The 12438-nt window shown below is 57.5% G+C and carries 10 protein-coding genes; 6 read left to right on the forward strand and 4 right to left on the reverse strand.

From position 1 onward, the window contains the following. The first annotated feature begins 1 nt into the window (after nucleotide 1). The gene (locus CA51_RS19900; protein ID WP_145122936.1) at nucleotides 2-2143 is read left to right on the forward strand and encodes an HlyD family efflux transporter periplasmic adaptor subunit; all 2142 of its coding nucleotides are present in this window, start codon (nucleotides 2-4) and stop codon (nucleotides 2141-2143) included. 37 nt (nucleotides 2144-2180) lie between these two features. Further along, nucleotides 2181-3083: an efflux RND transporter periplasmic adaptor subunit gene (locus CA51_RS19905; RefSeq protein WP_145122937.1), complete on the forward strand. Its 903-nt coding sequence runs from the start codon at nucleotides 2181-2183 to the stop codon at nucleotides 3081-3083. A 50-nt stretch (nucleotides 3084-3133) separates the two neighbouring features. Here CA51_RS19905 and CA51_RS19910 read toward each other — a convergent pair whose 3' ends face one another. After that, on the reverse strand, nucleotides 3134-4093 hold the full coding sequence (locus CA51_RS19910) for a ZIP family metal transporter (protein ID WP_145122938.1): 960 nt from the start codon (nucleotides 4091-4093) through the stop codon (nucleotides 3134-3136). 179 nt (nucleotides 4094-4272) lie between these two features. Then, the gene (locus tag CA51_RS19915; protein WP_145122939.1) at nucleotides 4273-5301 is read right to left on the reverse strand and encodes a class I SAM-dependent methyltransferase; all 1029 of its coding nucleotides are present in this window, start codon (nucleotides 5299-5301) and stop codon (nucleotides 4273-4275) included. A gap of 362 nt (nucleotides 5302-5663) precedes the next feature. Here CA51_RS19915 and rpsB point away from each other — a divergent pair, with 362 nt between their 5' ends. The 3 genes from rpsB to pyrH all read left to right on the forward strand — a co-directional run bounded on the left by rpsB (nucleotide 5664) and on the right by pyrH (nucleotide 8322). After that, nucleotides 5664-6419 (forward strand): 30S ribosomal protein S2, encoded by a 756-nt coding sequence (gene rpsB / locus CA51_RS19920; protein ID WP_145122940.1) that lies wholly within the window; start codon nucleotides 5664-5666, stop codon nucleotides 6417-6419. A 188-nt stretch (nucleotides 6420-6607) separates the two neighbouring features. Continuing rightward, nucleotides 6608-7441 (forward strand): translation elongation factor Ts, encoded by an 834-nt coding sequence (tsf, locus tag CA51_RS19925; protein ID WP_145122941.1) that lies wholly within the window; start codon nucleotides 6608-6610, stop codon nucleotides 7439-7441. 131 nt (nucleotides 7442-7572) lie between these two features. Continuing rightward, on the forward strand, nucleotides 7573-8322 hold the full coding sequence (gene pyrH / locus CA51_RS19930) for a UMP kinase (RefSeq protein ID WP_145122942.1): 750 nt from the start codon (nucleotides 7573-7575) through the stop codon (nucleotides 8320-8322). Nucleotides 8323-8448: 126 nt separating this feature from the next. On the opposite strand, the gene CA51_RS19935 is transcribed toward pyrH, so the two are convergent. Next, nucleotides 8449-9330, reverse strand: a complete 882-nt coding sequence (locus tag CA51_RS19935) for an ATP-grasp domain-containing protein (protein ID WP_145122943.1) — start codon at nucleotides 9328-9330, stop codon at nucleotides 8449-8451. A 492-nt stretch (nucleotides 9331-9822) separates the two neighbouring features. On the opposite strand from CA51_RS19935, the gene CA51_RS19940 reads away from it, so the two are divergent. After that, nucleotides 9823-10896 carry a hypothetical protein gene (locus CA51_RS19940; RefSeq protein ID WP_145122944.1) on the forward strand — a complete coding sequence of 358 codons (1074 nt, stop codon included), beginning with the start codon at nucleotides 9823-9825 and terminating at the stop codon, nucleotides 10894-10896. 293 nt (nucleotides 10897-11189) lie between these two features. Here CA51_RS19940 and CA51_RS19945 read toward each other — a convergent pair whose 3' ends face one another. After that, the gene (locus tag CA51_RS19945; RefSeq protein WP_145122945.1) at nucleotides 11190-11492 is read right to left on the reverse strand and encodes a hypothetical protein; all 303 of its coding nucleotides are present in this window, start codon (nucleotides 11490-11492) and stop codon (nucleotides 11190-11192) included. Nucleotides 11493-12438 lie beyond the last annotated feature (946 nt).

Genomic DNA, 12438 nt, shown 5'->3' on the forward strand with positions numbered 1-12438 from the left:
GATGACCAATCCTCCCGCACAACCGACCCTCGCCGAGCGTCTTGCCGATGCCCGAGCGATGCTGCGCAGCGACGTCACGGTCAGCCGACATCTGTTCCAAAGCGAACCGTCGTACATGCTGCACGATCCGGTCAGCTTTCAAAACCATCGACTCAGCCTGCAAGACTATACGATCGTCGCGGCGCTCGACGAAGCGTTGACGCTGAAGCAGTGCTTCGAGGAAATGGTTGCTCGCGGCGATTTAGACGCCAGCGAAGAAGAGGGCTATTACCGCTTCATCTTGCGGTTGCAAACTCTCGGCGTGCTGTCGCTGCCAGCCAACAACGGGCCGCAGTTGTACGAGCGATACAAACAGATCCAGAAAGCCAAAATCAAATCGCTGCCGATGCAGTTGATGTCGCTGCGGATCCCGCTGGCTCGCCCCGACGCGTTCCTGGAGCGAACCGCACGCTGGTTTGGATGGCTGTTTTCCGCGTGGTTCGTCCCGATCTGGCTGCTCGGAATGTTGATCGCCGCTTCGGTCATCGTGCTCCGCCGCGACGACTTCTTTCAACCGCTCAACGCAACGCTGACCACTTCCAATGTCGCAACTCTTGCAGTCGTACTGGCACTGCTGAAAGTGTGGCACGAACTGGGCCACGGATACGCCTGCAAGATCTTCGGTGGCCGAGTTCCCGAGATGGGGATGATCCTGATGATGGGAGCCCCACTTGCCTACGTCGACGCCAGCGCCGCGTGGACCTTCCCACGTCGCACGCATCGCTTGATCGTGATGCTCGGCGGGATGTATTTTGAGTCGCTGGTGGCGATCCCCGCCGTCTTCGTATGGGCGTTTTGGGGACCGACGACGATGGTCGGTTCGATCGCCTATCAACTGGTCTTCATGGCGACGGCGATCACGATCCTGTTCAACGCCAACCCGTTGATGAAATACGACGGTTACTTCATTCTCAGCGACCTGCTGGGCATCCCGAACCTTCGCCAACGGGCGACCAACGAAATCAACACGCTGTTCCAACGGCGAGTTCTCGGCTTGCGAACCGTCCCGCAGAGCACTGCCACACCAGCGATGCGGATCGCGATGCTCACCTACGGCGTCTCGGCATCGATCTATCGAATCTTCGTCTTCTTGGGCCTCTCGGCGCTACTCGCGTCCCATGCCTTTTTACTCGGAATGTTCCTCGGCGGACTGTTCCTCGTGCATTCGATCGGCGGCAGCTTAAAGAAGTTCATCGCATACTTATGGTACAGCGACCAAACCGCATCGGTTCGCCCTCGCGCCTATCTCGTCAGCCTGCTCCCGCTGGTCGTGCTTCCTCTGAGTCTATTGATCCTGCCGACGCCCGGCGGGATTCGCGCGACCGGTGTTGTCGGCGGGCAACAGGAGTTTGTGATCCGCGCCGCAGCGCCAGGTTTTGTTGAACAGATCGACGGGCAAGTCGGACAACCGGTGGTCGGTGGCGAACCGTTGGTCCGGTTGCGAAACCCAAATCTGCAACTGCAGTTTGAGATCGATCGGGCGATGCTGAACCGCGCCGAATTGGAACTGCAGGCAGTCGGACAGGTCGACCTTTCGCAGATGGCTCAAATGCGACACGAGGTCCACAGCCTCAAACACACGTTGCTGCACGCCCAACAAAACATGACGAATCTAGTCGTCCGCGCTCCCGCCGCCGGATCGCTCGTCGAAAGCATGACGCCGCGTGATCAAGGCCGCTTCGTCCAAGTCGGCGATCCGTTGGCGACGGTGGTCGAAGGGACAACGATCGTCAACGTTTGGCTGACCGGCGAACAGATGAGGATCATCTCGCCCAAGATCGGCGACCGCGTCAACGTTCGTTTTCCCGGCGCTCGGCTGGGATCTTACACAGCCAAGATCGCACACATCGCTCCGGCGGCTCAAATCGAGATGGACGAGATGGCCGCCACGCATGTCGCCGGTGGTGACATCCCGGTCGATCCCAGCACCGGTCGCACGATCGAACCGCTGGTTCAGGTGAAGGTAGAACTTCCCGATACGATCCAGAAACTTGTCCGTCACAAAAGCCAAGCCAGTTTGAACTTTGCACGCCGCTATGAACCGTTCGCCTTCTGGATGGCTAGGCGATTGATTGTGTTTGTCGAAAAATTGTCGATGAGCTAAACGCGATCGCGCGATCCCTACTATTGAGACTTCAAAGATGAAACCTTTCACTCTACTGCCCCTCTTTTTCGCAGCGGTCTGGATTCCAGTGGTTTGCCAATCGACGGTCGACGCCGTCGAACCGACAGGTGGTGCAAAATGGGATGCGTTGCAATACGATCCGTCGATCCTTGAAACGCGCAGCCAATTGCACGGCATCGCGAGGGGCAAATTGGAAAGCGAGATGCGGTTCGAAATTCCTGGGGTCGTCGCGAAAGTCCACGTCTGCGACGGGGAATGGGTCGAAAAAGGGGAACCGTTGTTGTCGCTGCAAGATGCGGTGGTGCGAGCCGCTTGGAAAGTCGCTCAAGCCCAGGCGTCGCAACACGGGACTGTCGAAGCGGCGCGATTGGAAGCTGAATTGATCGGCCGACAATTAAATCGTTTGCAGCAAGCTTTCCGCGAACAGGCGAGTTCCGAATTCGAACTGGAAGAGAAGCGAAGTCAGTTCGCGCAGGCTCAGGCTGCACTGACAGTGCAACAGGAAGAAGCCAACGCGGCCGGGGCGAATCTGGAGTTGAAGGCGGCCGAGCTGCAGAAGTTTCATCTCGTGGCCCCCTTCGCCGGGCAAGTCGTCCGGATCGACAAGAAGCAAGGCCAACCGATCGATCCCAACGAAACAGCGTTGATGATCGTCGACGCCCGCCGGTTGGAGATCGAGATGTTTTTGCCGATCGCTCTGTTTGGCGAAATCGCGGTCGGGCACCAATACGCGATGCGAGCCGATGCGCCGGTCGGGCGATCGCTGCAGGCCACCGCGATCTACGTCGCACCGATCGTCGACGCGACCAGTGGAACGTTTCGTTGTCTGTTCGAAATCGACAACACCGACTTGAAGCTGCCCGCCGGTTTTGCTGTCCGTTTGAATTTGCCGAGAAAACTCGCGTCGACTAGCAAATAGAATCGCAGCGACAGCCGCAAGGATCTTGCCGATCGCATTTTCCGCATCGATTAGGGATGCGTGTGCAGGGCTTCGATCGCGATCGCGATGAACAGTCCTAACAGCAGCGCGACGGTCAACTTGCCGCGATCGTGCGAGTGGAACTGGACTTCGGGCAGCAGATCGCCGAGCGCGATGCACAAGAAAAATCCGGCTGAAAACCCGAGACTGCAGCTTAAGATGAGATCCATCGTCGGCGAACCGCCTAGCGATGCGAGGCTGCTCCACGCCAAGATTGCTCCCAACGGACAGGCCATCGCGAAGCCGCAGTTGACCAACATCTGGTTCTCCATCGATGTCCCGCGAGCTCGCATCAGCGACGTGATCGACATCGCGTCGAGCGGTTTGTGCAACATCACCGCTAGGAACGTCCCTAGTCCTAGGAACGTCATCCCGCCACCCGATTCGCTCCGCACACTCGCTGCCAACGCCACGCCATCGATCAGCGTGTGGATCGCCAAACCGACAAACAATCCCTGCCAACTGAACCGGCTGGGGAGTTTTAAATTGGCAACCGCATCGTCGTGCGAGTGGCTGTGACCATGAGCGTGGCCGTGTGAATGACTGTGATCGTGAACATGTTCGTGCGCGTGATCGTGTTCCGACACGGTGACCAGATGAGGATCGCCGCCGACCGATTCAACCGCCGGATGGTCGGCGTGATCGTGATCGCAACGACTGTGATCCGGGTCGGTGTGATGATGAACGTGGAACACCCGCAACAGAAAGAACATCACCACGACGCCGCCGAGCATCGAATAGGCGACTGGCAAAAACGAATCGACTCGCATCGCCGCGTGCGGCAGCATATGAATGATCGCGACGCCCAGCATCAGCCCCGAAACGAGGCTCATAATGACCTGCATCCGCAGGTGGGTCAGCCGCAAAATCGATGGCAACAGACCGCCCAACAACGATGCAGCCACGATCATTACGCAGTACAGAATGATCAGAAGAGTCGGTGGCAGCATGGACTTGGAAGGTTACCGGCAGCATAGGGGAAAGAGACTCAAGCCCCCGAGAGAGACTTGCCCGCCAGACCACAAGACGCTTCCGCCTCGCAATCCGTTAGGGCTGCCACTTTACGCCGGATGCGGCTTTTAGACAATTCGCCATCCGCGAACGACGAACCGCTACCGCTCCGAAGCGCCTAGCCAGAGGCGCAAACGGCACTCGCCATGGCGGTTTGCGGCGACGAGTTATTCCCCGAGCGAGCGGTGCTGACTGCAGGTCGGTCGGCGCGCAGCCGAGCCACCTGGCTCGATGCAAACAAAAACTCGTCGACGTGATCGATCGCCTTGCCGATCGCCGTCCGCAATTTGGCTGGCCGCAAGTGGTACTCCAGCGGCGTATAGCGATGGTAAGCGTCGACAGCCATCCGGTAGCCGTTGACCATCGGAACCTTCTCCGCATCGGAATCGGGAGTCAAAACCAACGCTAGATTCGGCAAATGGCTGCTCTTCAGCGAGACCGGCTGCGTCCGAAAGCCAGCTTTGTGCGCCACGTTGCGGAGCGAGATCTCGGTGAAGTTATAGATATGTCCGTAGTGAAAGACACGATTCGGGGCGGCGTGCGGCCGGCCGAAATCGGGGACTTCGACAAACAGGTGGCCATCGGGACGCATCAATTGCCGGATCTGCCGCAGCGCGTCGACAGGGTCGGGCAGGTGTTCGAGGACATGCACTAACAGGACCAGCGATTGATCCTGCCGGGCGTCGTCGGCTAAATCTTCGAGGAAGGCACAGCGAACGTTCACGCCCAGCTGCTGCCGAGAATATTGGCAAAACCCTTCGCCCGGCTCGATTCCGCTGACCGAACAGCCAAAATTTTCGAACTGCCGTAAATTGCAACCGATTCCCGAACCGACCTCAAAAACTTGGTCTCCCGGTTCGATAAAGGGTCTCAGAGCGTCAAAACGCTCGCGTCCGCGACGCCATTCGCGATAGACGCGGCGGTTGCTGGGAGTCGCTTCGCCGTTGTAGTCGATTCGGTATTGGGAGCTATAGAACTCCGCAAGTTCTTCGCTGGTAGGGATTTGCGCGTGCTGAACGAGCCCACAGCTGGTGCAGACGACGGTTTCCAACGCCTGTCGACGGCGATCGCGGGTCGAAATCAGCTCCAGCCCAGCGGAACTACAGACGCGGCAAGCAGCTTGGCCTGCTGTTTTCCCAAGAACCATGGCGGCTTCCAAAAATTAACAATCGGGCTCCTGCGGCACCTTTAGGGTGGATTGGGAGCTTGAAAAACCGATCAATAACAGATGCAGCGACCGCAAGTAAATGACAGATCCGCCGTCGATTGGGGTGGGATCGTCGATCGATCAGCAATTGACGTAAATTTCAGGCTGCGATAGACTTAGCGGCACGAGATTTTGCGCATCCACCCGGCCACCGCGACAAACGTGGGCCAGGGTGTTCAAAACCACTTTTTATTAGCTTGGGGAAGGCGAAGGGCATGTTGCCCTGGACGACTCGCATCCGGCAAACGCCGGCATCGCTTGCGTCTCGAACTCCCGTGCTCACTCTGGAGAAGAAGAACTCGATGTCGAATTCAATCGTCAAGGACATGATCGAAGCGGGCGTTCACTTTGGACACCGTACCAGCCTGTGGAATCCCAAGATGGCTCCGTACATCTTTGGACGCAAAAACCAGGTTCACATTCTCGACATCCGCGAAACATTGCGTGGCATGTTGCGTGCCAAGAAATATCTTTCGCAAGTCGCCGCTGGCGGCAGCTTGATCCTGTTCGTTGGTACCAAGCGCCAAGCGGGCGAAGCGATCGAAAAAGAAGCGCTGCGTTGCGGCATGCCTTTCGTTTCGGAGCGTTGGTTGGGTGGAACGTTGACCAACTTCCGTACCATTCGTAGCCGCCTGACTCGTCTCGAAGAACTTGAGAAGCTGCGCGACAACGACCAGATGGACATGTACAGCAAGAAGATGCAATCGTCGCTCAACCGCGAGCATCGCAAGATGTACCGCAACCTGAACGGTTTGCGCACGATGAACCGCATTCCCGAATGCTTGGTGATCATCGATCCAGGCAAGGAACGCAACGCGATCCGCGAAGCGAAGCGATTGGGTATCACCACGATCGCATTGATCGATTCGGACAGCGATCCCGATTTGGTCGATCTGCCAATCCCAGGCAACGACGACGGTATCCGTTCGATCGAATTGATCGTTCGCCAATTGGCCGACGCCGTCCGCGAAGGCAAGGGCGAAAGCGCTAGCGAAGAGAAGGACAGCGCTCCGGCACCGGCAGTAGAAACAATGGCACCAGCTCCATCGACAACTTAGTCCCCAAGATTGGTACTCAAGCGTCGCATGCGATCATCGCATGTTGAGCGGCTTCCTTAATACGTAAAAATTCGACGGCGGCTGGTCCATCGGGCCAGCCGTCTAGCGAATTTCCGCAAAACGATCACATAACTCAACCGGCGGCGTCCCGAGCGCCGCGACGAAACCAGACAGGGAGAATCATAGACATGACGCAGGTTTCCGCAGCAGCGGTTAAGGCATTCCGCGTTCGAACCGGCCTTCCATTGATGGACTGCAAGAACGCGTTGCAAGAAGCGGGTGGCGACGAAGAAAAAGCATTCGAACTGCTCCGCAAAAAGGGCAAGGACATGCTCGACAAACGCGCCGACCGCGAGACCGCGTTTGGTCGTTTCGGAATGTACCTGGGCTTGGATAAATCGACCGGAGCGATGGTCGAACTGCTGTGCGAAAGCGCACCGGTAACCACCAACGAAGGCTTCGTTCAATTGGCCACCGACCTGGCACAACAATTGGCGACCGGCCCCGGTGCCAGCACTCCCGAAGAACTGCTCGCCCAACCTTCGCCTTCGGACCCCAGCAAGACTCTGGGCGACCAAAAGGACGATCTGTTCAACCGCATCCGCGAAGTCTTCAACGTCGGCCGCATGGTCCGCATCGATGGCTCTTGCGGTGGATACCAACACAACGCCGGTACCGTCGCAGGCGTCCTGGTTGCCGCTGAAGGCAGCAACGACGACATCGCGAAAGACGTTGCAATGCACATCGCCGCGATGCGTCCTTCGGCGCTCAGCGTCGAAGAATTGGACGCCGACGAGGTTGCAAAAGAACGCGAAACGCTGCGTGCCGCTGCGATCGCAGAAGGCAAGCCCGAAGCGATCGTCGACAAGATGGTCGAAGGTCGGATGCGAAACTACTACGCCGAACGCGTTCTGCTGGAACAATCGTTCGTCAAAGAAGAATCGCAAACCGTTGGCGAATACGCAAAAGCAAACGGCCTGACCGTCAAGGGCTACACCCACTGGATCCTTGGCGAAGCTTAATCGCCGGTCCGTGCTAAGTATATGAAATCGAGATCCCGGTTTGACTCCATTGTCAGACCGGGATTTTTTTGGACTCCACCATCCCACTCTGCCACGCAGAAACGCCTGCTGCGAAACCATCCGGATACATCATGACCACCGAAGCTGCCAATTCCGAACTCCGATACAAACGCGTCGTCCTTAAGCTCAGCGGCGAGAGCCTGGCTCATTCGGGCGAGCGTGGGATCAGCATGGAAGAAGTCGGCGACATCTCGGCGCAGATCAAACAGGCGACGCAGAGTGGATGCCAAGTCGCCGTGGTGATCGGCGGCGGCAACATCTTGCGCGGCGCTCAATTCTCCGGACGCAGCAGTCTGATCAACGAATCGACAGCGCACTACATGGGAATGCTGGCCACGGTGATGAATTCGCTGTCGCTGCAAGACGCGTTGGAACAGATCGGTTGCCCAACTCGCGTGATGTCTTCGATCCGCATGGACGGCGTTTGCGAAACCTTCGTCCGCCGACGCGCGATCCGTCACATGGAAAAGGGACGCGTGATCATCCTGGCCGCTGGCATCGGGCGACCGTTTGTCACCACCGACACCGCCGCGGCGCAGCGAGCGCTGGAACTGGAAGCCGACGTGGTCTTAAAAGCGACTCGCGTCGACGGCGTCTACAGCGAAGACCCAGAGAAAAACCCGCACGCGCTGCTCTATGATCGATTGAGCTTCAAAGACGTCATCGAACGCAATCTACGCGTAATGGACGCCACTGCGATCGCGATGTGCCGCGAGCATTCGCTGCCGATTCTGGTCTTCAATTTCAAGAAAGATGGCAACATCGTCCGCGCCGTTTCCGGTGAGAACATCGGTACGCGGATCGAAGAATCAGCAAGCTGATCGAAGCAGGTGTGGCCTGCGTCACATCGGCTGATCGCGAAACGAACTCCTTCGCCGCGCTGCAGTGCTGCTCGCGGATTCCCGCAAGCGACGATGGACGCCCGTTGCGGGAGGGTTACGCCCCTATCAACCGCCTGAATTTTGTGTGCTTCGGCGCGCGATTGCGTTGGCAAACAACTGCGGCGAATGCTCGGCGAACTCGAAATAGAGTCGCGGCTCGATCAGTTCGAGTTCCATCAACGCAAACGACTCTTGCTGCGTTCGCACGAGATCGACGCGGGCGTACAGCAGAACTTCATCGAGTGCCGCGATCACTCGATCAGCGGCAGCAACCAGTGCCGCTTCCGGTTCTGGGATGAACGTCACTCCGCCGCCGTGCTGGGACTGAACGCGGAAGTCTCCGTCGCGGACCGTCTTCAAAATCGTGTGGCTCAATTGCCCATCGATGTAGATCAGCGAGAACTCACCTTCCGCCGTGATCCCATCCATAAACGGCTGGATAAAACACGACCTGCCAGCAAGCGTTTCGCAGTGGCTCGCGAGGTCCTCCAGTGGCGTCGCCGGCGTGATGCGGAAGGTATCGACCGAGCCTGCGCCGACGGTCGGCTTGACCACGATCTGCGAAGCGTCAAAGCGAACCAGCGCGTTCTGAATGTCATCCGGTGTCGGCGACATGACGTGCTGTGTCGGAACGGCTTCGATTCCGCGGCGTTGCAGGTCGAACAGATAGCACTTATCCGCATTCCAACGAACGGTTGCGAGCGAATTACAGAGCGTCGCCTTGGACTCGTCGATCTGCTTGAGAACGGCCAGGAACCGATCCAGCGCGTATTGATAATCCCAGGTGCTGCGGATCACCACGACATCAAACGTATTCCAATCGACATCGCCATCCCAGGCCAAATCGACAATCTCCCACCCCAGTTGCCGCAACGGCTCATGGACGAGATAGTCGTCGATCAGCCAACCGTCTTGGTTGGCAATCGTCAGAAAGGCACATCGTGGCATTTTGCTCTTTGCTCGTTGAAAAGGTGCTGAAGGGCGGTTCACACGTCAGGACTCAGCACAGAGGTTCAACACCCGACCAGAACAGCCGCCTCTATGTTCTCAGCTCCCATTCGGTCCCATTCGGTCCCATTCGGGACAGGCGTTTCGACGGATACGTACCTATTAAGGAACCTATTAAGGACAGGCGTTTCGGAACTCCCAGCTCCCATTCGGGACAGGCGTTTTCACTGCCAGCTCCCATTCGGGACAGGCGTTTTCACTGCCAGCTCCCATTCGGGACAGGCGTTTTCACTGCCCCTCTCCCAAGAGGGGGTCAAAGGCCACCCAAGCTGATCGGCTCAGGTTAAGGACAGGCATTTCGACGGCTACGGACCTGTTAAGGACAGGTGTTTCTGAGCTCCCAAACTCGTTCGGGACAGGCGTCTTCAATTGCCTTCGCTCCCCAGCACTTTACAATTGCTTTCATGTGGGCAACTCGCGGAGGATTTTCCGATGACGATGGCTCGAAAGTATCTTGTCGATCCAGCGGTGACACGTTGGTATCACTGTATCTCACGCTGCGTGCGACAAACGCTACTCTTGCACGACAACAGTAGAGATACCAAGCGAGACTGGCGGCAGTGGATCGAAGATCGACTGCAATTGCTCGATTCTAACTTCGCCATTTCAGTGGGCGGGTTTTCCGTGATGGACAACCACCTGCATGTGCTGTGCAGGCTCGATCCCGAGGCGGCTGATCGATGGAGTCCCCAGGAAGTCATGCGGCGATGGATTGCCATCTATCCCCCGAAAACGCTCAAGTCGGACGACGAGAAGGCTGTTCGGCAATGGCTTGAAAAACACGCAAAGGACGCACGGCGGGTGACTCTATTGCGAGATCGGCTCAAAAATCTTGGCTGGTTCATGAAATCGCTCAAAGAACCACTCGCCAGGCTTGCCAACAAAGCCGATGGCTGCCGCGGGACGTTTTGGGAAGCACGCTATAAGAGCATTGCGATTCTCGACGACGATGCCCTCTTGGCGACAAGCACCTACATCGACCTCAACCCACTGGCTGCCGGAATCGCCTCGACTCCAGAGCAGGGTCTACACACGTCGATACACCAACGTGTCGAACATGTTTGCCAGAAGGGCGAAAAAGAAATCGAGCGGTTGAAGGCGGCCCGCCGGGGGAGTGTCGCCGCAAGTGTTGCCGCTGGCGCGATGGAACAAGACCATTGGCTCGTCCCGATCGAAGACCGCCGAACCGCATTGCGAGATGAAGCCGGCGGGCTAGAGTGTCGCGAGGGGATGCTGGAATCGTTTCCGCTGGGAAGCTACCTGCTGGTGCTGGATTACACCGGACGTCTATTTCGCGAGGGCAAAGCAAACATGGAAGCAGGAGTGAAAGAAGTCTTTGACCGACTATCATCAACACTCGAAGCCTGGCAGACTCGGGCCGACAAGATGCTTCACGCAAAGAGCCTACGCGGCAGCTTTTTTGCATCCAACAACCAGACAGTCGCAGAGATCACCACCGCACCTGGCCATCACTTCCGCAACCTATCGCCCCAACCGCCCGACTAGCCCCCTTCACCGGGGCATCACCACCACAGCTTGCCCAATCACTGGGCTACAGATACATCAAGTCCCAGAAAATTCACCCCAGCAACACGCCAGTCTTCTGAAAAAATGCCACAACACGCCTCAAAATACCACAACGACCACGCCCCCCCCCAACACACACTCCCCAGCGGCACAGCCAACCACCCGCAAGACGCACCATGCAGCGTCCTGAACGAGCCTGTCCATTTAGCGCCCATTTAGCGCCCCCAGAACAAGCCTGTCCTATTAGCGGCCGCCAAAAGACAAGCGAATCTCTATAGGTAACTTACGAACCACTCCCGAATCGCTGTCAGCCAGGGGAGATCGAGCTCCAATTCCAAGTTTCGTCGGCGCACAGCCTTCAAAATCTCGATGATCGTATAGGTCGAAAGCGCCGTTGTTAGCGCGATAACGGCCCCCCAGAAGAAACGTTGCTTCAACCATCGCCATCGCCCCAGCGATTGGGTCCGTCGCGTGATTTGGGCTGTCAACAGATCGGGATCGATCGAGCAAGAACTCGGCGTTTGACGCCTGTCCTTCTTCGACTTCTTCGACTCCTTCGATTTCGATTTTGCCAAGACTAAACCTCCCTCCTGCACTCTAGTGGCGGAAATGTGTCGCCGCGCTGCTGCCCCTGGGCGATCGACGCACGAAGGGACTGGGCGAGGCAAGCGACGGATTCCAATCTCGCCGACTTGATACGGTGCATCGGATAAATCTTGCCATGTCGCGCCAACACGTGGAATTGCATGGTCTGCGGGGCATAACGATAGGTACCAAAGATCATCATACACGACGATCAACGCTCCCTGGCACGGCTGCAAGCCCAACAAACGGAGGCGTAGCGAACAGGGACGCTCGGCCCCCATTAGGGTCAAACGACGCTGCAAACGCAACCGCCTGCAACGATTTAGGTACGTGAGCTCCAAATCGGGACGTTCGCTTGGGAACCACCCCGGCGAACCGCTACCAGGCTCTTGAACGTCAACGGTGATTCGATTCCTGCCGACATGGAAACTCGCCCCTCCGCAAGAAGCTTCAACACTGATCGGATGCGTCGACACCAGCGGTGTGACTTCCACTTGGCTTCCGAAAACGCAGACCAAACAAACGACATCGGGCAACGATTGGTCGGGAAGGCGGATCTGGCAATTGGGATGTGAACCAACCAAGGCAAAGGGGAGCGCTGGCGAGATCCGGCGTTTCCCGGCAGCGGTAACACTCTCCACCCCCCACGGCTCCGCATGCCAAAGTCTGTCGCGAATATGCGGTAGCGACCGAATAAGCTTCAAACTTGGTAGTTCCATCAAAGGCACCACAAATCACATCCAATCTTGGAGCGCCCGCAGGGCAAATCAGTGCTTCAGTCCGAAAAGCATCGGCCGGCGTGCGTTTGCGTCTGGCTTCTCTCTCGACAACCAGACGCAACCAGACGGCGGCTAATTCGCCGAAACAAAATTAGTTACTCCCCCTGTCGCGGGCGCCAGCCTACAAGGCTGAAGCAAGCCGCCGTCGCTATATTAA

The organism is Rosistilla oblonga, assembly GCF_007751715.1.
Classification (GTDB): domain Bacteria; phylum Planctomycetota; class Planctomycetia; order Pirellulales; family Pirellulaceae; genus Rosistilla; species Rosistilla oblonga.